Source organism: Mycobacterium sp. EPa45, from assembly GCF_001021385.1.
Lineage (GTDB): Bacteria > Actinomycetota > Actinomycetes > Mycobacteriales > Mycobacteriaceae > Mycobacterium.
The window spans coordinates 1,311,656-1,333,903 of the sequence record NZ_CP011773.1; the positions used below are offsets into that span (position 1 = coordinate 1,311,656).

25 protein-coding genes are annotated in these 22,248 nt (G+C 66.7%); 15 read left to right on the forward strand and 10 right to left on the reverse strand.

The genetic code is table 11. From position 1 onward, the window contains the following. Positions 1-22 precede the first annotated feature (22 nt). A complete protein-coding gene (locus AB431_RS06105; protein WP_047329176.1) occupies positions 23-472 on the forward strand; it encodes a cupin domain-containing protein in 450 nt (149 codons plus the stop codon). A gap of 98 nt (positions 473-570) precedes the next feature. Here the strand turns inward: AB431_RS06105 and AB431_RS06110 are convergent, their stop codons facing one another. Next, positions 571-1,236: a DUF3060 domain-containing protein gene (locus AB431_RS06110; RefSeq protein ID WP_047329177.1), complete on the reverse strand. Its 666-nt coding sequence runs from the start codon at positions 1,234-1,236 to the stop codon at positions 571-573. Positions 1,237-1,334: 98 nt separating this feature from the next. After that, positions 1,335-1,931: a TetR/AcrR family transcriptional regulator gene (locus AB431_RS06115; RefSeq protein ID WP_047329178.1), complete on the reverse strand. Its 597-nt coding sequence runs from the start codon at positions 1,929-1,931 to the stop codon at positions 1,335-1,337. A gap of 98 nt (positions 1,932-2,029) precedes the next feature. Between AB431_RS06115 and AB431_RS06120 the strand changes: the two genes are divergently transcribed. The 3 genes from AB431_RS06120 (at position 2,030) to AB431_RS06130 (ending at position 5,066) form a co-directional block, all read left to right on the forward strand. After that, positions 2,030-3,028 (forward strand): oxygenase MpaB family protein, encoded by a 999-nt coding sequence (locus AB431_RS06120; RefSeq protein WP_047333136.1) that lies wholly within the window; start codon positions 2,030-2,032, stop codon positions 3,026-3,028. Positions 3,029-3,518: 490 nt separating this feature from the next. Continuing rightward, positions 3,519-4,658: a YncE family protein gene (locus AB431_RS06125; protein ID WP_158423520.1), complete on the forward strand. Its 1,140-nt coding sequence runs from the start codon at positions 3,519-3,521 to the stop codon at positions 4,656-4,658. Between the two features lie 21 nt (positions 4,659-4,679). After that, positions 4,680-5,066: a nitroreductase/quinone reductase family protein gene (locus tag AB431_RS06130; protein WP_047329179.1), complete on the forward strand. Its 387-nt coding sequence runs from the start codon at positions 4,680-4,682 to the stop codon at positions 5,064-5,066. Positions 5,067-5,070: 4 nt separating this feature from the next. Here AB431_RS06130 and AB431_RS06135 read toward each other — a convergent pair whose 3' ends face one another. Beyond that, positions 5,071-5,385: a hypothetical protein gene (locus AB431_RS06135; RefSeq protein WP_047329180.1), complete on the reverse strand. Its 315-nt coding sequence runs from the start codon at positions 5,383-5,385 to the stop codon at positions 5,071-5,073. Positions 5,386-5,633: 248 nt separating this feature from the next. Here AB431_RS06135 and AB431_RS06140 point away from each other — a divergent pair, with 248 nt between their 5' ends. From AB431_RS06140 to AB431_RS06150, 3 genes are all read left to right on the forward strand, one after another. Beyond that, complete coding sequence (locus tag AB431_RS06140; protein ID WP_047329181.1) at positions 5,634-5,864, forward strand: CsbD family protein; 231 nt, start codon at positions 5,634-5,636, stop codon at positions 5,862-5,864. Positions 5,865-6,033: 169 nt separating this feature from the next. Further along, entirely contained in the window at positions 6,034-7,050 is a 1,017-nt protein-coding gene (locus AB431_RS06145; protein ID WP_082135866.1) for an alpha/beta fold hydrolase, read from the forward strand. A 46-nt stretch (positions 7,051-7,096) separates the two neighbouring features. Next, positions 7,097-8,728: a long-chain fatty acid--CoA ligase gene (locus AB431_RS06150; RefSeq protein WP_047329182.1), complete on the forward strand. Its 1,632-nt coding sequence runs from the start codon at positions 7,097-7,099 to the stop codon at positions 8,726-8,728. Here the strand turns inward: AB431_RS06150 and AB431_RS06155 are convergent. Next, positions 8,725-9,921 (reverse strand): lipid-transfer protein, encoded by a 1,197-nt coding sequence (locus AB431_RS06155; RefSeq protein ID WP_047329183.1) that lies wholly within the window; start codon positions 9,919-9,921, stop codon positions 8,725-8,727. The two genes, AB431_RS06150 and AB431_RS06155, sit on opposite strands and share 4 nt — an antisense overlap. A gap of 207 nt (positions 9,922-10,128) precedes the next feature. On the opposite strand from AB431_RS06155, the gene AB431_RS06160 reads away from it, so the two are divergent. The 5 genes from AB431_RS06160 (at position 10,129) to AB431_RS06180 (ending at position 14,579) form a co-directional block, all read left to right on the forward strand. After that, positions 10,129-11,244, forward strand: coding sequence for a PE-PPE domain-containing protein (locus AB431_RS06160; RefSeq protein ID WP_052960211.1), 1,116 nt, complete (start codon positions 10,129-10,131; stop codon positions 11,242-11,244). Positions 11,245-11,301: 57 nt separating this feature from the next. Then, a complete protein-coding gene (locus AB431_RS06165; protein WP_047329184.1) occupies positions 11,302-12,360 on the forward strand; it encodes a dihydrodipicolinate reductase in 1,059 nt (352 codons plus the stop codon). A 14-nt stretch (positions 12,361-12,374) separates the two neighbouring features. Then, positions 12,375-12,851 carry an SRPBCC family protein gene (locus AB431_RS06170; RefSeq protein WP_047329185.1) on the forward strand — a complete coding sequence of 159 codons (477 nt, stop codon included), beginning with the start codon at positions 12,375-12,377 and terminating at the stop codon, positions 12,849-12,851. Positions 12,852-13,029: 178 nt separating this feature from the next. Next, positions 13,030-13,677: a TetR/AcrR family transcriptional regulator gene (locus tag AB431_RS06175; RefSeq protein ID WP_047329186.1), complete on the forward strand. Its 648-nt coding sequence runs from the start codon at positions 13,030-13,032 to the stop codon at positions 13,675-13,677. A 50-nt stretch (positions 13,678-13,727) separates the two neighbouring features. Next, positions 13,728-14,579, forward strand: coding sequence for a patatin-like phospholipase family protein (locus AB431_RS06180; protein ID WP_047329187.1), 852 nt, complete (start codon positions 13,728-13,730; stop codon positions 14,577-14,579). Here the strand turns inward: AB431_RS06180 and AB431_RS06185 are convergent. The 3 genes from AB431_RS06185 to lpqV all read right to left on the reverse strand — a co-directional run bounded on the left by AB431_RS06185 (position 14,560) and on the right by lpqV (position 16,483). Beyond that, positions 14,560-15,612 (reverse strand): patatin-like phospholipase family protein, encoded by a 1,053-nt coding sequence (locus tag AB431_RS06185; protein ID WP_047333140.1) that lies wholly within the window; start codon positions 15,610-15,612, stop codon positions 14,560-14,562. The genes AB431_RS06180 and AB431_RS06185 overlap by 20 nt on opposite strands. Before the next feature lie 80 nt (positions 15,613-15,692). Further along, positions 15,693-15,878, reverse strand: coding sequence for a hypothetical protein (locus tag AB431_RS06190; RefSeq protein WP_047329188.1), 186 nt, complete (start codon positions 15,876-15,878; stop codon positions 15,693-15,695). Between the two features lie 164 nt (positions 15,879-16,042). Next, the gene (gene lpqV, locus AB431_RS06195; protein ID WP_047329189.1) at positions 16,043-16,483 is read right to left on the reverse strand and encodes a lipoprotein LpqV; all 441 of its coding nucleotides are present in this window, start codon (positions 16,481-16,483) and stop codon (positions 16,043-16,045) included. Positions 16,484-16,598: 115 nt separating this feature from the next. Between lpqV and AB431_RS06200 the strand changes: the two genes are divergently transcribed. Both AB431_RS06200 and AB431_RS06205 read left to right on the forward strand, forming a co-directional pair. After that, entirely contained in the window at positions 16,599-17,156 is a 558-nt protein-coding gene (locus AB431_RS06200) for a cysteine dioxygenase family protein (RefSeq protein ID WP_082135566.1), read from the forward strand. Positions 17,157-17,163: 7 nt separating this feature from the next. Continuing rightward, on the forward strand, positions 17,164-17,565 hold the full coding sequence (locus AB431_RS06205; protein WP_047329191.1) for a rhodanese-like domain-containing protein: 402 nt from the start codon (positions 17,164-17,166) through the stop codon (positions 17,563-17,565). Here the strand turns inward: AB431_RS06205 and AB431_RS06210 are convergent. Genes AB431_RS06210 through AB431_RS06220 form a run of 3 tightly spaced genes read right to left on the reverse strand, consistent with a single transcriptional unit; the run spans position 17,549 to position 21,105 of the window. Further along, positions 17,549-19,261 carry an alpha/beta-hydrolase family protein gene (locus AB431_RS06210; protein WP_047329192.1) on the reverse strand — a complete coding sequence of 571 codons (1,713 nt, stop codon included), beginning with the start codon at positions 19,259-19,261 and terminating at the stop codon, positions 17,549-17,551. The two genes, AB431_RS06205 and AB431_RS06210, sit on opposite strands and share 17 nt — an antisense overlap. Before the next feature lie 9 nt (positions 19,262-19,270). Then, entirely contained in the window at positions 19,271-20,056 is a 786-nt protein-coding gene (locus AB431_RS06215) for an enoyl-CoA hydratase (protein ID WP_047329193.1), read from the reverse strand. Then, complete coding sequence (locus tag AB431_RS06220; protein ID WP_047329194.1) at positions 20,053-21,105, reverse strand: enoyl-CoA hydratase/isomerase family protein; 1,053 nt, start codon at positions 21,103-21,105, stop codon at positions 20,053-20,055. The genes AB431_RS06215 and AB431_RS06220 overlap by 4 nt, the downstream gene beginning before the upstream one ends. A gap of 227 nt (positions 21,106-21,332) precedes the next feature. On the opposite strand from AB431_RS06220, the gene AB431_RS06225 reads away from it, so the two are divergent. Next, positions 21,333-22,181: a Bax inhibitor-1/YccA family protein gene (locus tag AB431_RS06225; protein ID WP_047333141.1), complete on the forward strand. Its 849-nt coding sequence runs from the start codon at positions 21,333-21,335 to the stop codon at positions 22,179-22,181. Positions 22,182-22,248 lie beyond the last annotated feature (67 nt).

The following is a 22,248-nucleotide window of genomic DNA, read 5'->3' on the forward strand; positions in this document are numbered from 1 at the left end:
CCGCCCATCAACGAGGAGTGTCATGACTGTGCGACTGCTGACCGCCGCCCAGATCGTGCTTGTGTTGTGCGCGGCCATGCCCGGCGCGACCGCTGTGGCGACGCCACCGGACGGAGACGCGGCGCGCACCGACATCGCCAAGGGCACCACCGAGACTCCGATATCCATCACCACCGACGGCCCAACGACGCTTGTGGTGCAGAGCCTGGTCATGCAACCGGGCGCAGGCAGCGGATGGCACAGCCATCCCGGGACGGAACTGTCGGTCATCAACAGCGGGTCGGTGTCGTTGCAGACGGCGACCGCATGCGCTCCGGTGACTTACGGTGCGGGACAGGCGGTGTTCATTGCGGCGGGCGTGCCGCACCGGGTCGTCAACGACTCGGGCACCGAAGCGCAGATCGTCCTCACGTACACGCTTCCCGCTGACGCCCCGGTTCGCGCGGATGCTCCGGACGCGTGCCCGAACTAGTGGATCGCATACAGCGCCCGATGCCTCGGCGCGCAACCTCTGCGGTGCAACCGAATCGCTGTCCACGCCGGGGATGAGGCGATCCCGCCGCGCTGCCCTCAGCCCTGCTCGACGGTGTTCGAGAAGCCGGATTTGTCGACCTCCGGCGAGCCGCCGTGATAGGTGACCTTGTTGTCCATCCCGGACGCTTCGATGGTGTCAGCCGCGTCGACGGTCACCACATTGTTCATGCCCGACACCTGAACGTGCCTGCAGTGTCCGGTGATCACCACGGTGTTGTCCATACCGCTGATGGTGACCACGCTGTCGTTACAGGCGAGCCGCTTGTTCTCGTTGACGCCCGAGACGCTGAGGTTGCTTCCCGGTACCGGCGGCGCCACGGTGGCGGCCGAGTTCGATGGGGGAGTCGGGGTGTTTCGGCTGGGCCGGGTGGCCGTGGTGAACGTGCCACCGCCACCGGAGATGGTCGGCAGGCCCGGTGAGGTCCGGCTGGCGTTGAGGTGGTTGGCGACCAAGATCGCGCCACCGCCGACGGTGAGCCCAAGTATCAACAGCACGAACACAATCCAACCGAGGCGAAGTCCCGGTGCGGATGGGACCGACGGCGGCGGCATCGGTGGTCCGTAGTACGGCGGTGGGGGCGGCGGGGGTGGCGACCAACTGCCCGGTGGGACGGTGGTTCCCAGCTCGCTGGTGTGCGCCTGTTCGGTCAACGGACGCTCGAGTTGCTGAATCCGCTTTTCGGGATCGTCTTCGGGGTTCATCGCGTGGCGCTCCTCGTTCCGGTTACCGACAGAATATTGCCCATCGGTGCCTGTCCGGTGGGGTTAGGCCGCATCCGATCGTCCGGTCATCGCGGCGGTCAGGCCGGCAGCAGTAGCCGAACGGCATGGGCGACCACGGCGTCGACATCGTCGCCGAGAGTGCCTGCCAGCCACTGCTGGGCCAGCTCGGCCATCGCACCCGCATACATCGCGGCCCCGACTTCGGTTGCCACCCGGTCGGATTCGGGCGCGGCGCGGCGATGCTCCTCGAGGACGAGCTCGCGGACGTGGTCCTGGGCCAATGTGCGTCGTGCGGCCAGGACCGGGTTGCTGCGAGCCTCCGTGAACAGGATCTTGCCGCGCCGCGGGTCGGCGGAGCTGAAGTCGAGCACCGCCCGGATGCCGGCCTGCAACCGGGATCGTCCGTCGCGGGCGCTGGCCATCACCGAAATCAGGATTGCGCCGAGTTCTCCTGCCACCTCGTCATACACGGCGCCCAGGAGTGCGTCGGTGTCAGCGAAACTTTCGTAGAAATATCGGGTGTTGAGTTCGGCCGCCCGGCACACCGATCGCACCGACACGGCGGCTTCGCCGCCGTCCCCGAACAAGGCGAAGGCGGCGCGGACCAGAAGAGTCCGCCGCTCGGCCTGTCGGTCTGCGGCGGACAATCCTGCCCACCGGGTGGCACTCGGCATGGGCTGAGGATATACACCGCCGGGCTGATGCCGTGTTATTTTGGTTACGGGCGTAACCAGAACCGCACGCTCGCTGAAAGGAGCCGGCCGAGATGAAACTGCTGCTGCCGCACCAACTTCTCGAACGCAAGATCAGGGGCGACTTCGACAAGAACATCCGCGGGCAGTTCTTTCGTGGCCTGGAGTTCGCCGAACCCGAGGGCGACCCGGGGTGGTTCGGACCCGGCAGCGCCGTCTGGCATGTCCATTCGCACACCTCCGCGCTGATCTTCGGATTGCAGTGCGCCGCGTTCATCGAACGCTTCGACCCGAGCATCTTCTGGATGGGGTCCGACCATTCCCGGGTCGTCGAGCACGACGAGGATGGCAATCCCACCGGCCGGCTGGACCTCAAGGGATCGGGTGTGCGGCTGGCGCATTCCGTCGCGTTCTTCATCGGAACCGCCTACGGCTCGACCGCCACGGCCGAACGAGTCGCCCAGACTGTGCGGGCCATGCACCACACCATCAAGGGGGTCCGGCCGGACGGCCTGCCCTATGACGCCGACGACCCGGATTGGCTGCGCTGGAACTACGCCACCGTGGTGTGGGGGATCGCAACGGGCCACGAGCTCTACCACCCGACGCCGCTGCGCAACATCGACCGGTACTACGGCGAGTTCGTCCGGGTCGGCCATGCGCTCGGCGGTACCGACCTGCCGGCGACCAAGGCCGAGACGCTCGAGTGCCTGCGCTCGTACCTGCCGAAGCTGGCGCTGACCCACGGCGCGGCCATGTTCACCGGCCCTAATCTGCAGAACAACCCGGATGTCCCGCAGGAAGCCAAGTTCTTCGACTGGGCGATCCGCGACAGCATGCCGGACTGGGCAGCGCAGATGCTCGGTCACCAGCCGCCGCATCCGGTCGAACGTGCCGCCCGGCGCGCGGCTACCTGGGCCGCGCTCAACGGCGCGCATCTCGCACTGGACCCGCTGCCAGAGTTTCGGCAGGCGTGCCGACGCGTCGCCAAGGGCACAGCCGTCGACCACACCGAACCGTCCTACGTGTTGGGCAGCGATCCGGTCCGCAGCCGGGAGACCGTCGAACAGATGGTGTGACCTGAACCACTGGCGAATTGCTGAGATTCACTCGCTAACCACGCCGATCAGCGAACATGCTCGTGTTCAAGATCGGCGATCGGCCCGGCAGGTCGTGCCGGACCTCCGCGGGCGTCAATTTCTTAAGGAATTTCCTTAAGAATTTAGACGCGACTGAGGCATTGTGATCTCTGCCTCTTTCGGGTTCGCGCCGGTAAGAATTTCTAAGCCCGCGTCATGTTCGGTTGCTCGTTTTGTGATCTTGAATCACAGTGAAGACGCAGCGCAGACAGTGTTTTTGCGTGGGCGCCGGGCTATTGCAACAAATTGATAACGATCCCTGCCTAAGCGTCTGCTGAGATCTTCGGGGCGCTTCGTAATGGGTTCTGAAAAGCCGCGAATTCTCTATGAATTGACTCGCTACACTCGATCAAGGCAGTTACCGGCAGGTAACGCGAAAACGACTAAAGACAATGTGCGGCGTAGTACAGGCCGCCGGAGGTGCGAGACCATGGCAAACACAACGGGAGTTACGGAAGGGTCGAATGTCACCGGTGTTGCGGTGGCGGAGCGGGTCGCCGCTGAACACTCTTTGTGGCTGTCGTCGCTGCCGACGATCCGTCGCGCGCCGATCAGTGACATGCTGCCGCAACTGCTGGGCAGCGCCGGTTTGGAGCCGCTGACCGACCCGATCGCCGCGCCGGTCATGACCGTCGCGCGCACGCTTTCGGTCGGGCACGGACCCGTCAGTGACATCGCCGTCAGCTCCGACGGCCGCTATCTCGTCACTGCCCACTACGGCGCCGACGTGGTGTGCGTCATCGACACGGCGACGCTGTCGGTGACTGCGACGATCGACGGGCTCAGCGAGCCCTATTCGGCAGTCATCGTCGGTGACCGCGCTTACGTGAGTGCGGCCTCCAACGCCGAGGACGCCGTCGTTGCCGTCGACACCCGCGCTGCGGCACCGTTGGCCGCCAAGACATTCGACCTGACCATCTGCGGCCTGGCCGTCAGCCCGGTCGGCGATGTGCTCTACGTCGGAAGAACCGGGGACGACACGGTCGACATCGCTGTCATCGACATCGAGTCCGGCTCCGTCAGCAGCATCGCGATTCCCGCCGCGCCGGGCGCCGCCATCGAGACGGTCCGAATCAACGCCGACGGCAGCCGCCTGTTCGCCGCGCTGACCACGCCGGTGGGGGGCATGCTCGCGATTGTGGACACCAAGACCCGCACGGTCAGAGCCGGCATTCCGATCGCCGGATCGATCGGTGACATCGCCGTTATGCCCAACGGCCGCACCGTGTTCGCCACTGGTTGCGACGCCGAGCTCGGTGGCGCCATCCATGTCATCGACGTCGCCCGCGCCCGGGTCGCCGACACCATCGATATGGGCGGCGTCCCCACGCAGCTGGTGCTCGGCCGCGGAGGCGCCTGCGCCTACATCGTCGACCGTGACGAGATCGTCGTGATGTGCACCGCCACCACCGAGATCGTGGACAGTGTCGTCATCGGCCCGCAGCTCTCCTGCCTGGCCGCCGACCCCGTCCGCAACCGGTTGTACGCAGCGGACTACACGGGCGCGATCACTGCGGTTCGGCTGGATCCGCCGGCTCAGCAGCCGCAGTTGGCCGTCGCGGCCTCCTGATCCGCCTGCCACGATGGAGTCATGACCTCGACTCCACGGCAGCGCGTCGTCAACTTCGTTCAGCGGCGGTTCGCCAATCCGATGATGCGGCTGATCCCGATCCAGACCCTGCTGGAAACCACCGGGCGGAAATCGGGACAACCGCGGACCACCCCGATTGGCGGGCGGCTGGACGGAGACAAGTTCTGGCTGGTCTCGGAATTCGGTGATCGATCGCAATACGTGCGCAATATCGCGGCCAACCCGCGGGTGCGGGTCCGCGTTCGCGGACGCTGGCACACCGGCACCGCAGTTGTCCTACCCGAGGACGACGCGCGGGCGCGGCTGGCCGAACTTCCGCGGATGAACAGTGCTGCGGTACGCGCGATGGGAGACAACCTGCTCACCATCCGCGTCGATCTCGACTAGCGCGCTAGTGGGCGCTGCAGTCCAGTGACACCGAGATCGTCTGGCTGGTGACGACCGGCACCAGGATGGTGCGATCGTTGCCGCGGCCGGGCCCCGTGTACGGCACCCACTGGGTGACGGTCTGCGGGTTGCGCACGTTGGTGACGACGCACTTCGACATGGGACCGGTGCCGATGCGGTCGATGTTGACGGTGTACCCCTGGCTCTGCAGCTGGCTGATCGTGGCCTGAGCGCCGCTGTCGGCCAAGGCCGTCGCGGCCGGTCCGGCGATGATGCCACCCACTGCCGCCACCGCGGCGAGCGCAAATGCGGTCCGCATGATCGCGCCTCCTCTTGTCCGACCCAATGATCCACCTCTTACATCGTCGTTGCTGTCGAAAACGTTCCCGCCGCCGCTCCGGCCTGGGGTTTGTTTAGCCACTGCGGTGCCGGGAACCCGAACCCCCGGACGGGCGTGGGGCGACGGTCAACGAAGATCGGCGCCGCAAGGTGCGCCTGCTCGCGCGGGATGCGTCGGCGCGCATGCGCCTCATCCCGCATCGCATCAACAGTCATCGAGGAGGACCCATGGGCAACAGTGGACCCGAAGAGGGCATCAAGGGCGTCGTCGAAGACGTCAAGGGCAAGGCCAAGGAAGCCGTCGGCACCGTGACCGGCCGCGGCGACCTCACCGAAGAGGGCAAGGCCCAGCAGGACAAGGCCGAAGCGCAGCGTGACGCTGCCGCCAAGGAAGCCGAGGCCGAGAAGGCCCGCGGCGAGGCCAAGACCCAAGAGAAGCGACAAGAGTCGCACCAGTAACACATCCGCAGAGGCCCGGCCGACGGTGTTGGCCGGGCCTTTGTGCGCTCCGCCTCAGGCAGTGAGTCGCGACGAAACTGCAAGCGCGCCAGGCGAGTTGCTCACACCCACGTCGAGCAGTTGCCAACGCCACAGTGTGCCAACCGGTTTTGCGGTGAATTCCACCCCGGTGACGACCACAGAACTGCCGTCGCGCACGCGCGTGCGGCTCCGGCACGAGGTCCTGCGCCTCGATGACGGCCACCGCGTCGGCATCTCGATCGGCGGACGGGGCGTGCCGCTGGTGTTTCTGCACGGCTACGGCCTCAACGCGCGCGCATACCTGCGGCTGCTGAGCCGCCTGGGCGGTCTCGGATTCACCGTCATCGCCTTGGACGCTGCGGGTCACGGGGGAACGCCGACGCTGCCCGCCGAGGCCACCCTCGAAGGCCGGGTGGATCTGACGCTGCGTGCCCTGGATGCGCTGGGCATCGGCAAGGCGGTGTTCCTCGGTCACTCGATGGGTGGCCGGATGATCGTCGACCTCGGCGCCCGCGCGCCCGAACGGGTGTTGGCCGCGGTATTGCTCAACGCTGCCGCGGGCGCACCGTTCGACGAATCGATCTCGCCCGGGCGCCGCTCGCCGCGCGCGCTGGCCGAACGCCTGCTCGCTGTCGCTGTCGACGCGCAGGGCGATCCGAGACGATTACCGATCAACGAACTGGCCGGCTATATGCGGCTGATGGCGGGCGCACTGGCCCGCAACGCCCGTGCGCCGCTCGGACTGACCGGGTCGTTGCGGGCGCTGCTCGGCTCCGGTGACTTCACGACCAAGTTGGCGGCAATGCGCGACAACGATGTGGCGACGATCGTCGTGCACGGCGAAAAGGATCGGGTAGTGCCGTTCGAGAACGCCGTCGACATGGCCGAGCGGGCCGACGCAGCCCTTTACCGCGTTCCGGGCGCACACCATTCCTGGATGCTTGCCCACCCGCGCCAGGCCGCCGACATGATGCGCCAATTGCTCGACGCCGACCTCGGCCGAGTGCTCGCGCATCGGAGCACACCGCAATTGGCTGCCGACGAACTCGATCCCGTCGAGCTCGAGCTACTCCGGTCGCCGGCTCCGCGCCGTCGGCCGCCGCGCCGCCGGTTCGCCTTCCGGTGGCCGACGCGCCGCCGGTCGCCGATGGCATTGACCGGGTAGGCGATCCCAGACCTGCCGGGTGGTCCGTCGCGCTAGATTCGGGCGTATGCAAAGCACGATGCAGAGCTTTCAGTTGACCGTTGCCGCGATCTTGCGCTACGCCGTCTTTGTTCACGGCGACCGGACGGTGACCACCGCCACCGGTGAAGGCGGCTACCGCCACGCCACCTACCACCAGGTCGGGCAGCAGGCGGGCCGGCTGGCCAACGCGTTGCGTCGCCTCGGGGTCACCGGCGACGACCGTGTTGCCACGTTCATGTGGAACAACCAGGAGCACCTCGAGGCCTACGTCGCGGTGCCGTCGATGGGGGCGGTGCTGCACACACTGAACATCCGCCTGTTTCCCGAGCAGATCGAGTTCGTCGCCTACGAGGCCGAGGACCAGGTGGTGATCGCCGACCTGTCGCTGGCGCCGATCCTGGCGCCGGTCCTGCCGAAGATGGAGACGGTGCACACCGTGATCGCCGTCGGCGACGGTGACCTGGCACCGTTCGAAGCGTCAGGCAAGCGGGTGGTGCGCTACCACGAGGTCACCGCCGCCGAGTCGTGCGAGTTCGACTGGCCCGACATCGACGAAAACTCTGCCGCCGCAATGTGTTACACCAGCGGAACCACCGGCCACCCGAAGGGTGTGGTCTACGGCCACCGGTCGAGTTACCTGCATTCGATGGCCGTCTGCAGCGGCAATGGACTCGGACTCGGCTTCTCCGACAAGGCCCTGCCGATCGTCCCGATGTTCCACGCCAACGCCTGGGGCCTGCCCTACGCAGCGTTGATGGCCGGGGCGGATCTGGTGCTGCCGGACCGCTTCATGGATCCCGCGTCGCTGGTGAACCTGATCGAGACCCAGCGTCCGACGGTCGCCGGGGCAGTGCCCACGATCTGGAATGACGTCATGCATCACCTCGACCGCAACCCCGGTCACGACATCTCGTCACTGCGGCTGGTGTCGTGTGGCGGGTCGGCCGTGCCGGTTTCGCTGATGAAGGCGTTCGAGGAGAAGTTCGATGTCGAGATCCGCCAGCTGTGGGGGATGACCGAGACCTCGCCGATCGCGACGTTGGCCTGGCCGCCACCGGGGTTGCCGCCCGAGAAGCAGTGGGAGCTCCGCGGCACCCAGGGCCGGCCGTTGTGTGGTGTGGAAACGCGCATCGTCGACGACGAGGGTGCGATGCTACCCAACGACGGTGAGGCAGTTGGCGAGCTGGAGGTTCGCGGCGCGTGGATCACCGGCTCCTACTACCGGAACACCGATGACTCGAAGTTCCAGTCGGGTTGGTTGCGCACCGGTGACGTGGGGCGTATCGATCCGCAGGGGTACATCACCCTGACCGACCGCGCCAAGGACGTCATCAAGTCCGGCGGTGAGTGGATCTCGTCGGTCGAACTCGAGAATCACCTGATCGCCCACCCGGCCGTACGGGAGGCCGCGGTGGTCGGGGTGCCGGACGAGCGTTGGCAGGAACGTCCGCTCGCGGCGGTGGTGCTTCACGAAGGCGCCGAAGCCTCGCCGCAGGAGCTACGAGACTTTCTGTCCGACAAGGTGGTTCGGTGGTGGCTGCCGGAGCGCTGGACATTCGTCGACGAGATCCCACGCACGAGCGTGGGCAAGTACGACAAGAAGACGATCCGCTCCCGGCACGCCGACGACGCCTACGACGTCACGCACCTGTCCTAGCGCTCGGCGCGCTGGTAGGCGGTGACGACCGCCGCGCCCCCCAAACCGATGTTGTGCTGCAGCGCCGCAGAGACGTTGTCCACCTGCCGCTTGTCGGCGGTGCCGCGCAGCTGCCAGGTCAGCTCGGCGCACTGCGCCAGGCCGGTTGCGCCGAGGGGGTGCCCCTTGGAGATCAGCCCACCGGACGGGTTCACCACCCACCGTCCGCCGTAGGTGGTGTCGTTGTCGTCGATCAGCTTCGGCGCCTCACCCGCACCGCACAGGCCCAGGGCTTCGTAGAGCAGCAGCTCGTTGGCCGAGAAGCAGTCGTGCAGCTCGATGACCTGGAAATCGGCAGGACCGAGACCGGATTGCTCGTAAACCTGTTGTGCCGCTTTGACATTCATGTCATAGCCGATGATGTTGGCGGCGGTGCCGTCGAAGGTGGACTCAAAGTCGGTGGTCATCGCCTGTCCGACGATCTCGACAGCCTGACCGGCGAGGCCGTGCTGGTCGACGAACTCCTCGCTGGCCACGATCGCGGCGCCCGAGCCGTCCGAGGTCGGCGAGCACTGCAGCTTGGTCAGGGGATCGGAAATCATCTTCGCGCCCAGGATGTCGTCGAGGGTGTACTCCTCCTGGAACTGCGCGTACGGGTTGTTCACCGAATGCTTGTGGTTCTTGTAGCCGATCTTCGCGAAGTGCTCGGCGGTGGTGCCGTACTTTTTCATGTGCTCGCGGCCGGCCGCACCGAACATCCACGGGGCCACCGGAAACGTCATCGAGTCGGTCTCGTTGAGAGCGACGATGTGACGCATCAGCGGTGACTCGCGGTCCTCTGCGCCGCCGCCCAGCGAGCCGGGCTGCATCTTCTCGAAACCCAGGGCGATCGTGCAGTCGGCGAGTCCGCCGCGGATAGCCTGCGCGGCCAGGTACAACGCGGTCGAACCCGTCGAACAGTTGTTGTTGACGTTGACGATCGGGATGCCGGTCATGCCGAGCTCGTAGAGCGCGCGCTGTCCGGACGTGGAGTCACCCGAGCAATAGCCGACATAGCCCTGCTGCACGTCCGCGTAGTCGATGCCCGCGTCGGCCAGCGCCTTGTTGCCCGACTCGTTGGCCATCTGGGGGTAGTCCCAGCCTTCACGGCGGCCCGGCTTCTCGAACTTCGTCATCCCGACCCCGATGACGTAAACGCGTCCCTTCGACCCCATGCGGAAATTCCCTTCAGCTTGTCTGCACCCGCAGCGTAACCGGACCGATTGCCGGCGGCGCCGACCCGACACAACGGCCCACATGGCGGGGACCGACGGCGGGGATACCCGTGTCCAAAGTCCCTAGGTCCGAATTGACGGGTTGGGCAAATTCGAATTAGCCGATTTCGGTGGCCGGCAGAGGTCGCCAGGACAGGGGGTCCCACCATGGCTGACAAGATGGCCAGGCGCGCCGTGGCCGTAATCGCAGGCGTGGCTATCACCGCCTCGGTGACGGCCGGTGTGACCGGCCCACTCCATCGCATCGCGGCGGTCACATCCGAGGTGGCGTTGACCACCACGGTGCTGGCCATGGGCGGCCTGGGCTATGAGGACGTCGACCCGGCTCTGATCAGAACGGTGCTGGGCGGTTACTTCGCCAACGTGGACGACGTGATCGGTTTGCCCTGGCCGGGCCAGATGGCGCCATGGAACGGCACGCTGACGTTGGGTGAGTCGGCCGCAGTTGGCCTCACGATCATGGACGACGCGATTCGACATACAGCAGGGCCGAAAATCGTCATCGGTGCCTCGGGCACCACGGTCGTTGTGGACCAAGAGATGCAACTGCTCGCCAATGACCCGACCGCTCCGCCCGCCAACGAACTCTCGTTCGTGGTGATGGGAGACGCCAACCGCGGAGCGTTCAAAGGGTTTCAGGGAGTCAAACTGCCGATCTTCGACTACACCCCCGTCGTTCCGGAGACCAAGTACAACGTCATGGTGATCAAGGGCGAGTACGACGGCATCGGAGACTGGCCCGACCGCTGGTGGAACGTGCTGGCCGATCTCAACGCGATGGCGGGCACCGGGTTGCTCCAGCAGATCATCCCCGAAGAGATCGTGAATCAGTACGCACTCGAGGAGTGGGGCTCGGTTCACTACGACGCCATGTTTGCCGATCTCTCCAAAGTTCCACCGCAGAACATCACCTCCACCACTAATGCGCTGAACGGAACCACCACCACCTACCTGATCCCGACCGCCGATCTCCCGCTGCTGCGGCCTCTCAAGAAGTTGGGTGTGCCACAGAACGTCATCGACGGTCTCACCGGGGTGCTGCGACCCATCATCGACTCGGCGTACTACCGCAATGATCGGCGCCAGGGGACCAGCGGCCGGCCGGCCGAGGCGACGGTCGACACGGTGGACACGCCGACAGCGAGAAGCGGACGAGCCGCGGCGCAGGCGGCAACCAAGGTCTCACCGGCGAAGCAGAAGCTGATGAAGCCGGCGAGCGCGAAGGCGACGGGCACGGCCGGCAGTAAGCGTCACCCGCGCTGAGGATCCAGCTACTGTAGAGCCGCTGGTAACACGTTCTCGTTTTCCCGAGGAGCACCAATGGCGTTGCGGGTCGTGCAGTGGGCTACCGGGTCGGTCGGGATAGCCGCCATCAAGGGTGTGCTGGAGCATCCCGACCTCGAACTGGCCGGCTGCTGGGTGCATTCCGGGGACAAAGCCGGCAGGGACGTCGGCGAGATCATCGGCACCGAGCCCCTTGGAGTCAGGGCGACCAACAGCATCGAGGAGATCCTGGCCCTGGACGCTGACGCGGTGATCTACGCGCCGCTGCTGCCGAATCTCGACGAGGTGACCGCGCTGCTGCGCTCAGGAAAGAACGTCGTCAGCCCGGTTGGCTGGTTCTACCCGAGCGAATCCGAGGCTGCCCCACTGGAAGCCGCCGCCCGCGAGGGCAACGCCACGCTGCACGGGGCCGGCATCGGACCGGGTGCGGCCACCGAGTTGTTTCCGCTGCTGCTGTCGGTGATGTCCACCGGGGTGACGTACGTGCGTGCGGAGGAGTTCTCCGATCTGCGTACCTACGGAGCACCTGACGTGCTGCGTCACGTGATGGGCTTTGGCGGCACCCCGGAGAGCGCGCTGACCGGCCCCATGCAGAAGCTGCTCAATGGCGGCTTTTTCCAGTCGGTTCGGCTCATCGTCGACCGCCTGGGCTTCGCCGCCGAGCCCCTGATCCGGACCTCCCAAGAGGTGGCCGTGGCGACTGCGCCCATCGACTCGCCGATCGGGGTGATCGAACCGGGCCAGGTCGCCGGACGCCGGTTCCACTGGGATGCGGTGGTGACCAACACGGTCGTCGTTCGCATCACCGTCAACTGGTTGATGGGCGAGGAAAACCTCGATCCCGCATGGTCTTTCGGACCGGCGGGTGAACGCTACGAGATGGAGGTGCGCGGCAATCCGAACACCTTCGTCACGGTCAAGGGCTGGCAGCCGGAGAGTGTCGAGGAAGGGCTGGTGAGCAATCCGGGCGTGGTGGCCACCGCCGCGCACTGTGTCAACTCCATCGCGGCGACGTGTGCGGCCGAGCCCGGCATCGCGAGCTTCTTCGACCTGCCGCTGATCACCGGACGGGCGGCGCCGCAGCTCGCGCGCTGACTAACATCGACGAGATGGCTCACCCCGTCGTCGTTCAGCAGTCCCGCGCCATTCCCGTCGCGGTACCGGACGCGTTCGCCAAGACGCTGCCGATGCCGCTGCCCACCTTGTTCAACCGCTGGTATGGACCGATTCCGCCGATCAAGGCCGTGCACGACCAGACCGGCGACTGGTCGGCGGTGGGGCAGACCCGTCGGATCGCCCTGACCGGGGGAGGGGGCATGCGGGAGACGCTGACCCGCGTCGATGCGCCACATGCCTTCGGCTACACCCTCACCGACGTCAAGGGTGCGATGGCGCCGCTGATCGACCACGTCGAAGGACTCTGGCAATTCAGCGAGCACGGCAGCGCCACCGTGGTGACGTGGCGGTGGACTCTGCACCCGAAGTCGGCGCTGACCGCTCCGGCGCTGCCGGTGTTCGCCCGAATCTGGCGCGGCTATGCCAGTCAGGCGCTGGGCACCCTCTCCGACTACCTGCTGAAGTCGTGACCGGAGCAGCGTCGACGGGCTGAATTGGGCTGGAGCCCTTGGGGTTTCAGGGCACCGAGCTCGAAGCCCATCATCGATGAATCTGCCTCGGGCCGATGTGATTGACTGACTGTTCAATCTGGTTGAGTATTAGGTTCTCGTCGCAGGAGCCGGCGCCGCAGAGGGGGAGTACGACGAGATGGCAGATCCCGCACCCGCGAACGACAACAACGAGGCCAGGCGCACCCAGATGTTGCGCGCGGCAGCGGAGCTCATCTGTGAACGGGGCTTCTCCGAAACCCGAATCTCCGATGTCGCCAAGCGGTCCGGAGTCAGCTCGGCGTTGGTCATCTACTACTTCGGCACCCGGGACAGGCTGCTCGTGGACGCGCTGAGGTACTCCGAGGATTCGTTCTACGCAGCGGCCGAACGGATGCTGTGTGAAGTGCCCGCAGTGCGGGAACGGATCTCCCTGCTGATCCAGTGGACGTGTGTTGCCGAGGTGGAGGACGAGATCCCCGGCGCGTGGGGTCTGTGGTTCGACCTGTGGGCGCAGGCATTCCGGGACGAGGAAGTCAGGGCAGGCCGGGTCGAACTCGATGCGCGCTGGCGCCGGATGATCGTCGATGCTGTGCAGTCACCCGAACTGGACTCCGGCGTGGACGTACGGATGTTCGCCCTGGAGTTCTCCGCATTGCTCGACGGCTTGTCGATCCAAGTGGCGCTCGACGATCCGGAAGTGGACTCGACGGCGGCCTACGAGATAGCGATGCGGTTCGCCGAGCGGGAACTGAACCTGCCACGCGAGAAGCAGGCGGTAGCGGGCACCGGCCGCCGGTCTCGCTGAACGACCCTCGGCGATAAGCACTTACGACTCAGCTGGCAGACTCGCACGTTGTGACCACGAAACGGGCCCTGATATTGGCCGGCGGCGGCATTGCCGGCATCGGCTGGGAGACCGGCATTCTGCGCGGGATCGCCGATGAATCCCCGGCGACCGCGCAGGCCCTGCGGATGTCAGACGTCCTGGTCGGGACGTCGGCCGGCTCGACGGTCGCCGCCCAGATCAGCAGTTCGCTGTCGCTGGAGGAACTCTTCGAACGCCAGACGGCCGAGACCTCCTCGGAGATCGACTCGGGCGTCGACATCGATGCGATCTCCGCGCTGTTCCTGACGGCGATGGCACAACCCGGTGAGTTGACGGAGAAACTGCGTCGAATCGGCACCATCGCCCGGGATACGCCCACCGTCAGCGAGCCGATCCGCAGGCGTGTCATCGAAGCGCGGCTTCCCGAACATCGTTGGCCGCAGCAGGATCTGCGCGTCACCGCGATCGACACGGCAACCGGCGAAATGGTGGTGTTCAAGTCGTCGTCGGGGGTGGACCTCGTCGACGCCGTGGCCGCCAGTTGTGCGGTGCCCGGCACGTGGCCGCCGGTGACGATCGGCGACCGGCGCTACATGGACGGCGGCGTCAGCAGTTCGGTGCATACCGGGGTGGCCGCCGACTGCGCGACGGCGGTGATTTTGGTGCCGGCAGGCGAATCCGCGCCGTCACCGTTCAGTAGCGGCACTGCCGCCGAGATCGCCGCGTTCGGCGCGCGAACCTTCACCGTCTTCGCCGACGACGCGTCGCTGGCCGCATTCGGGCCCAATCCGCTGGACCCCCGCTGTCGGATCCCGTCGGCACTGGCCGGCCGCGAACAGGGCCGCCGGGTGGCGGCGGCGGTCAGGGAGTTTCTGGGGTGATGATGATCTCCGGACCGGTGTGGCGGTAGCCGTCCAACGCTTTTGCGGCGAGCTCGCGACCGAGGGCGATCATCTCGGCGGCGCGGTGAAAATCCAAACTGCGACAAGCGGTTCGGGGAACCTCGATGAGCAGGTCGGGTGGGTAGGCCGCCATCTGATGGCGGGCCAGTGCCGCCTGCGCGATGTCGATGGTGCGGTTCATCACCGCGAAGCTGCCGAGTTTGGGGATCGAGACTTCCCGCGAACTGTCGATCAGCTGATCAGCACTGCTGGGCTCCACGTCCTCGCCGTCGTCGGTGACCGAACTGGTGCCGAACCGGCTCAGCATCGACCGGGCCGCGGGTGTGTCGAGGATCGAGCGCGCTGCATTGGTGTCCAGCAGAGCCGAGGTGCTGCGCAGCAATCGGCCCAGCCATTCGCTGCTGGCTCCCGGTTCGGGGGTCTCGGTGGTGTCCTCGGGTCCGCCGGGGTCAGGGCCGGACAGGCTGATCGCAATGGTCAGATCGGCGTTGACCGCGGCGATCGGAGCCAGCGGCAGGGGGTCGAGGATTCCGCCGTCGGCCAGCAGCCTGCCATCGAGCACATGGGGGATGATGACGCCCGGGATGGCGATGGAGGCGCGGATCGCAGCATCGACCGGCCCACGTTGCAGCCACACCGATTTGCCCGCGATCAGGTCGGTGGCCACCGCGGTGTAGGGAATCGGCAGATCCTCGATGGTGACATCGCCGAGGATGTCCCGGACCGCGTCGAGGATCTTCTCGGCGCGCAGCACGCCCGCGGCGGTGATCGACGGATCGAGCAGCCGCAACACGGCCCGCTGCGTCAAAGTCTGGGCCCACTCCGAGAATTCGTCGAGTTTGCCGGCGGCATGCAGGCCGCCGACCAGAGCGCCCATTGACGAGCCGGCGATACCGACGATGTCGTAACCGCGGCCCCGGAGTTCAGTGATGACGCCGATGTGGGCGTACCCCCGTGCGCCGCCGCTGCCGAGCGCCAGTGCGACCCGGCGGCTAGGGGGGTGATCGGCCATGGGTTCCATTCTGCTCACCGAAAGCTGAAGGGCACCCCTTTCGGGATGCCCTTCTCCGGTGCGCGTCACCGCGCCCACGCTCAGTCGCGCTGGATCACGTCGATGGTGCCGAGCTTCTCGCTCCCCACCGTGTATCCCAGCGAGTCGAATGTGGTGTGGCGGGTGTCACCGGACCCGCTAGGGGCGGCCGCCGCGGGAGCGGCCAAGCCGATGACGAGCGCGCTCATCGCGGTGCCGAGCAGGCCCGCGACCGCGTACTTGGTCATGATGATCTGCCTCTTCTTCGTTTCCTCGTCCGAGCGGCTCTCGCCGATCGATTACAACGGGGTAAACCGCGAGGTCAGACAAATAATTCCACTGGCAGCAACTGAGTGCCTGCTGGCAGTAATCCGACGCGGTGGCGGACTTTTGCTACCCGTGATTGCAACGCTCAGCAGCCGCCCTCGGCGGCCGCCTTCACCGCGACGATGACCGCGGCCTGCTGCGCCGTCGACAGCTGCCCCCACGTGCTGTTGAACGTCGCCGGCCCGGGGGTGGCGTTGCTCTGCACTTCTTTGAGGAACGGTTCGACCAACGCCGCCGGGTCGCCGCCCTTGGCGTCCATCCACTTCTTCGTGGCCATGCAGGCCTGCGCATATTGTTCTTCGGTCGATTCAGCGGGCGCGTCAATCTGGGTGGTGACTCCGCCCGGCGACACGCCGATCGTGCCCGACGGTGACGCCGCTGCCGTCGACATCCCGCTGCCCGACGGCGCTGGGGCCGAGGCCGGGGTATGTCCGCCGCCACCCGACGAGCAGGCCGTCAGCACGGCGGCAACGGCCGCAGCGCACGCCGCGACGACGGACAGGGAGCGACATCGGTGGGCGCGCATGATTTCAATCTATGCAACACTGGCGGCCATGACGGAGCGCAGTGGGTTTCGGGAGTGTTGTCGGCGTTAGCCGCCCCCCGATCTGCCCCTGCAATTCTGCCGAAAGTCACCTGTCATGCCGTATTCGGGCGCCGCCCTTTCCCTTGCCACGTTCCCATCCGTCGCACCAGCCGTTTCCGCACCCACTCGGCTGCGGTTGCCCGACCTGATGCATGCCACCGACCAGTACGCCGATGACGTACTGCGTGGTCGATTCGATCAACTGCTGCCGGCTGGTGGTCCGCCGACCGACGAACGGTGGTACACCCGCTTGCACGCCGACGACGAGCTCGATGTCTGGCTGATCAGTTGGGTCCCCGGCCACACCACCGAGTTGCACGACCACGGTGGATCCCTCGGTGCGCTCACCGTGCTCTCTGGCGCGCTGCACGAATACCGTTGGGACGGTGAGCGATTGCACCGCCGACGTCTCGATGCCGGAGACCAGGCGGCCTTCCCGCTCGGCTGGGTGCACGACGTGGTCGGCGCGCCGGCCGTCGCGGCGCCCCCGTCGGAGACCCTGAGCGTGCACGCCTACTCGCCGCCGTTGAGCGCGATGTCGTACTACGAAGTGACCGAACGCAACACACTGCGGCGGACCCGCACCGAGCTGACCGACGGTCCTGAAGGATGATGAAGTCATGACCAGCCGAATCGACCGCGTCCTCGACGACGCCAGGGGCGGGCTGCGCCGGCTGGCAGCCGAGGAGATTCCGTCGGCGCTGCGCCGCGGCGCGATCCTGGTGGACATCCGCCCGGCCGCGCAGCGCGCCGCCGAGGGCGAGACGCCGGCCGCTCTGGTCGTCGAACGCAATGTGCTGGAGTGGCGGTGCGATCCGACCAGCGACGCCAAACTGCCCCAGGCTAAGGACGACGACGTCGAGTGGGTGGTGCTGTGTTCGGAGGGATACACCTCCAGCCTGGCCGCGGCCGCGCTACAGGGCCTCGGGCTGCACCGGGCCACCGACGTCGTCGGGGGCTACCACGCGCTGGCCGAGGCCGGCGTGCTCGCCGAACTGAGTGAGCTCACTCCGGCGCGGTGACGAGTGCGCGCAGCCGGTCGGTCTTCTCCGGTGTCCACCCCGGCGGCTGCAGGATCGCCGCCCAGGCGTTGACGACGTCACGCACGTAGCGGTGCCCGTGCCCGTCGGGCACATCGACGGCCACCGCCATGTCCGCCGACACCTGCAGGAACGTCACGATCGGGATCCAGTACATGTCCGGCGACACGTCGTATCCGCGGGTCTCCCGAAGCCAATCCGGTTCGGCGAACAGCAGATTGGGGTTCCACCACGAGATGGGATCGGACGCGTGCTGTAGGTAGACGATGCGCGGATAGCCCCACGGCTTGTCGGGGCGGCCCAGGTTGTCCGGGCGCGCCGCGAACCGGATGTTCTGCCCGTCATCGAAGATCGGCAGCCACATCGGGGAGCCGGCATCGCGGTTGACGGTGACGTCGTCCCACATCGTGTTGTTGAACGTCGGGCCGGAGAACAGCGCCCCGTCGGTACGGGCGATGATGTTGTTCGGGCTCAGGAACGGCGCCTCACCGCCGAAGGACCCCAGGCTCTCGCCGAACACCACGATCTTGGGCCGCTGCGCCTCGGGCATCGCGCGCAGCCGCGCATCGACCGCTTCGAACAAGGCCTGGCCGGCCTGGCGGGCGTTCTCCTTGTCCACCAGGAACGACAGCCAACTCGGCAGGAACGAGTACTGCATGCTGACGATCGCCGTGTCGCCGTTGTACATGTACTCCAGTGCGGAAGCTTCGGCCTCGTTGATCCAGCCGGTTCCGGTCGTCGTCGCGACGGCGATGACCTTGCGCTTGAACCCACCGGCGCGCTCCAGCTCTCGGGCGGCGAGCTCGGCGGCGGCCTTGATTCCCTCGGCGGAGTTCTTTCCTGCGTACGCCCGGATCGGTTCGACCGCCGGAGCGCCGTTGAATGTGGTGAGCTTCTGCACGGTGGGTCCGCCGGCGACGAAGGTGCGACCCTGATGACCGATGGTGTCCCAGGCGACCAGCGAGCCGGGGCCGCCGGAGCGCAGGGGCGTGGTGGGTGCGGGGTTGTCGGGATCCATCTCGTCGTTGACCGAGGCGAATGTGCTGTTCAGAAAGCTCATTCCGCCTCGGACCACCACGCCGTTGAGGATCGCGATCGTCAGGCTCAGCAGTATCGCGACCACGACCACGAATGAAACGCGCGGTGGGGCATAGCGATTCAGCAGACGCACCAGATATCTGACGAGTTTGCCTACCAGCTGGCCGATTTCGACGAACAAGAACAGCACGACCACGCCGATGATCCCGGCCTGCGGGTAGTTGTACCACTGCAGCCGAGGCACGCCCATCAGGTCGCGGACGTGGTCCTGCCAGACGTGGAACCAGTAGATGGTGAGGACCAGCCAGATGACTCCGACGACGACCAGCACCGGCCACGCCCACCGCGGCGGGTGCGGGCTGGCGGGCCGCGACAGCATGAAGCGCACCAGCCAGACGGCGAAAACGCCGAGTCCGTAACCGACCGCACCGGCGGCGCCGCTGACCAGTCCCTGGAACAGCGGCCCGCGCGGCAGCAGCGACGGACTCAGGGACAGGCCGAGGAAGGCCAGGCCGACAGCACTACCGGTGAACGTGTAGCGCCGTTGCCACCAGTCCGGTTTGAACTCATCTTCCGGCTCGGTGGCGGCCGCCTCCGGGTCGGCGGCGGCTTCGGTCGGCTCCGACTCGGCGACGCTCACGTCAGCACCTTAGCGGTGCGTGAAGTTCGCAGGGCGCTTCTCGGTGAAGGCGGCCATCCCCTCGGTCTGGTCGTCGGTGGCGAACGCCGAATGGAACAGCCGGCGCTCGTAGAGCAGGCCCTCGGTCAGGGTGGATTCGAAGGCCCGGTTGACGGCTTCCTTGGCCATCCGGGCTGCCGAGCGCGACATCTGCGAGATCGTCGTCGCGACGGACTTCGCCTCGGTGAGCAGGTCGTCGGCGGGCACGATCCGCGACACGAGACCGCTGCGCTCGGCCTCGGCGGCGTCGATGGTCCGGCCGGTCAGGATCAGATCCATCGCCTTGGCCTTTCCGATGGCGCGGGTCAGCCGCTGCGAGCCGCCCATCCCGGGCAGCACGCCGAGCTTGATCTCGGGCTGGCCGAACTTCGCGGTGTCGGCGGCGATCAGGACGTCGCATATCATCGCCAGCTCGCACCCGCCGCCCAGGGCGTAACCGGCGACCGCCGCGATGGTCGGGGTGCGGACCGCGGCCAACTTGCCCCAGGCCGCGAAGAAGTCGGAGTCGAAAACCTCGGAGAACGAGAGGCCGGCCATCTCCTTGATATCGGCGCCGGCGGCGAACGCCTTTTCATTGCCGGTGATGACGATGGCGCCGATCCCCGGGTCGGCGTCGAATTCCGCAGCGGCCGTGGTGACCTCGACCATCACCTGGCTGTTGAGAGCGTTGAGCGCCTTGGGCCGGTTGAGCGTGATGGTGCCGACCCGCTCGTCGCGATCGACCAGGATGGTTTCAAAGCTCGATTGGGGGCTCACTTGTCCTCCTCGAAGGTCAGGTCCGGGTCCGCCGGCGCGAAGTACTGTTCCACATCCTGCTCGGTCACCGCTGCCAGTGACGGCGGATTCCATTTCGGGTTGCGGTCCTTGTCGACGATCTGTGCGCGGATGCCCTCGACAAAGTCGTGGGACTTCAGCGATGCCGACGACACTCGGTACTCCTGCACCAGAACGTCTTCGAGGGTGTTGAGCCGCGCGGCGCGGCGCACCGACGCGAGGGCGACGGATGCTGCGATCGGGGAGCGGGAGGCGATGAGGTCGGCGGCTTTCTTGGCGTCTTCTTCCTCGCGGCCGCGCAGGGCGTCGATGATGGCGGATACGGTATCGCCCGCATAGCACTCGTCGATCCAATACTGTTGCGTCAGAAGCTGACTCGGCGGTGGATCGATCGCGAAGGCCTTGACGGCGGCGTCCACGCCGTCCTCGACGATCGCGGCGACGAGTCCCTCGAGCTGCACCTGCGGGACGTAGTGGTCGGCGAACCCGAGCGCGATGGCGTCCGCTCCGGAGAACGGCGCGCCGGACAGTGCGGCGTGCAACCCGAGGTGTCCGGGCGCCCGGGACAACAGATAGGTGCCGCCGACGTCGGGGACGAAGCCGATGCCGACTTCGGGCATGGCGATCTTCGAGGTGTCGGTCGCGACGCGGACGCTGCCGTGGGCCGCGACGCCGACGCCGCCGCCCATCACGATGCCGTCCATGATCGCCACGTACGGCTTCGGGTAGCTGCCGATCTGGGCGTTGAGCCGGTACTCGTCGAGCCAGAAGCGGCGCGCTTCGGAGCCGCCGTCGGCACGAGCACTGTCGTAGATCGCCACCACGTCACCGCCGGCGCAGAGGCCGCGTTCGCCGGCACCGGCGAGGACCACCGCCCGGACGTCGTCGTCGTCGGCCCACTGATCAAGGGCGCCGGCGATGATCGTGACCATGTTGTGGGTCAGCGAGTTGATGGCCTTTGGGCGGTTCAGTGTCAGGAAGCCGACACCACCGTCGACACGGGTCAAGACTTCGTCGGATTCGGCCGTCACGGGTGCGAGGTCCTTCCGTCCATGAAATTGGTTGGATGTCCTACTAATCTCAGCGGCAAAAGTACCAGTCGGCAAAAGATCATCACCCGCCGGATGCCCCTCACAGGTAAGGTCAGGCTTCGTAGCGCCGGACACGCCGGGAAGAACATTGTGGACTTCCTGGGAACCGGTTCCGGCAGCCGTTCGTTGACGGTGTGTTACGCGACTTCCACGAGAGGATTCCGACGGTGCGGGAGACCAGCAACCCGGTATTTCGTTCGCTGCCCAAGCAGCAGGGCGGATACGCACAATTCGGTACCGGTGTCGCCGGTGCCCAGCAGGTGGCTTACCAGACCGATCCCTACGCGGGCGCCTACCAGCCGCAGACCGGTGTCTCGCGGCCCATGACGATCGACGACGTCGTCACCAAGACCGGCATCACCCTCGGTGTGCTGTCCGTCGTCGCGGTCATTTCCTACTTCCTGGTGTCGGCCAACCTGGCGCTGGCCATGCCGCTCACCCTGATCGGTGGGCTCGGCGGACTGGTGCTGGTGCTCATCGCCACCTTCGGCCGTAAGCAGGACAACCCGGCCATCGTGCTGAGCTACGCGGCGCTCGAAGGGCTGTTCGTCGGCGCGGTGTCGTTCATCTTCGCCAACGTCGTGGTGTCCGGCGCCAACGCCGGGGTGTTGATCAGCCAGGCGGTGCTCGGCACCATCGGCGTGTTCTTCGGCATGCTCGTCGTCTACAAGACCGGCGCCATCCGGGTGACGCCCAAGTTCACCCGCATGATCGTCGCCGCCATGGTCGGCGTGCTGGTGCTGATGCTCGGCAACTTCGTGCTGGCGATGTTCGGTGTCGGTGGCGGCGAGGGCCTCGGCCTGCGCAGCGGTGGTCCGATCGCGATCGCCTTCTCACTGTTCGTGATTGCGCTCGCGGCGTTCAGCTTCCTGATCGACTTCGACGCCGCGGACCAGATGATCCGCGCCGGCGCGCCGGAGAAGGCAGCCTGGGGCGTGGCGCTCGGCCTGACCGTGACGCTGGTATGGCTGTACATCGAAATCCTGCGACTGCTCAGCTACTTCCAGCAGCGCTAGCAGCTCTCTGCGTGCAAAGCCCCGGCCTGATGGCCGGGGCTTTGTCGTATGCGGGGAGTCCTCCATC

What these genes read in the sequence shown, in the direction of transcription:
- AB431_RS06105 (WP_047329176.1), top strand. Translation starts at nt 23, where the DNA reads ATGACTGTGCGACTGCTGACCGCCGCCCAGATCGTGCTTGTGTTGTGC.
- AB431_RS06110 (WP_047329177.1), bottom strand. Translation starts at nt 1,236, where the DNA reads ATGAACCCCGAAGACGATCCCGAAAAGCGGATTCAGCAACTCGAGCGT.
- AB431_RS06115 (WP_047329178.1), bottom strand. Translation starts at nt 1,931, where the DNA reads ATGCCGAGTGCCACCCGGTGGGCAGGATTGTCCGCCGCAGACCGACAG.
- AB431_RS06125 (WP_158423520.1), top strand. Translation starts at nt 3,519, where the DNA reads ATGGCAAACACAACGGGAGTTACGGAAGGGTCGAATGTCACCGGTGTT.
- AB431_RS06130 (WP_047329179.1), top strand. Translation starts at nt 4,680, where the DNA reads ATGACCTCGACTCCACGGCAGCGCGTCGTCAACTTCGTTCAGCGGCGG.
- AB431_RS06135 (WP_047329180.1), bottom strand. Translation starts at nt 5,385, where the DNA reads ATGCGGACCGCATTTGCGCTCGCCGCGGTGGCGGCAGTGGGTGGCATC.
- AB431_RS06140 (WP_047329181.1), top strand. Translation starts at nt 5,634, where the DNA reads ATGGGCAACAGTGGACCCGAAGAGGGCATCAAGGGCGTCGTCGAAGAC.
- AB431_RS06150 (WP_047329182.1), top strand. Translation starts at nt 7,097, where the DNA reads ATGCAAAGCACGATGCAGAGCTTTCAGTTGACCGTTGCCGCGATCTTG.
- AB431_RS06155 (WP_047329183.1), bottom strand. Translation starts at nt 9,921, where the DNA reads ATGGGGTCGAAGGGACGCGTTTACGTCATCGGGGTCGGGATGACGAAG.
- AB431_RS06160 (WP_052960211.1), top strand. Translation starts at nt 10,129, where the DNA reads ATGGCTGACAAGATGGCCAGGCGCGCCGTGGCCGTAATCGCAGGCGTG.
- AB431_RS06165 (WP_047329184.1), top strand. Translation starts at nt 11,302, where the DNA reads ATGGCGTTGCGGGTCGTGCAGTGGGCTACCGGGTCGGTCGGGATAGCC.
- AB431_RS06170 (WP_047329185.1), top strand. Translation starts at nt 12,375, where the DNA reads ATGGCTCACCCCGTCGTCGTTCAGCAGTCCCGCGCCATTCCCGTCGCG.
- AB431_RS06175 (WP_047329186.1), top strand. Translation starts at nt 13,030, where the DNA reads ATGGCAGATCCCGCACCCGCGAACGACAACAACGAGGCCAGGCGCACC.
- AB431_RS06185 (WP_047333140.1), bottom strand. Translation starts at nt 15,612, where the DNA reads ATGGCCGATCACCCCCCTAGCCGCCGGGTCGCACTGGCGCTCGGCAGC.
- AB431_RS06190 (WP_047329188.1), bottom strand. Translation starts at nt 15,878, where the DNA reads ATGACCAAGTACGCGGTCGCGGGCCTGCTCGGCACCGCGATGAGCGCG.
- lpqV (WP_047329189.1), bottom strand. Translation starts at nt 16,483, where the DNA reads ATGCGCGCCCACCGATGTCGCTCCCTGTCCGTCGTCGCGGCGTGCGCT.
- AB431_RS06200 (WP_082135566.1), top strand. Translation starts at nt 16,599, where the DNA reads ATGCCGTATTCGGGCGCCGCCCTTTCCCTTGCCACGTTCCCATCCGTC.
- AB431_RS06205 (WP_047329191.1), top strand. Translation starts at nt 17,164, where the DNA reads ATGACCAGCCGAATCGACCGCGTCCTCGACGACGCCAGGGGCGGGCTG.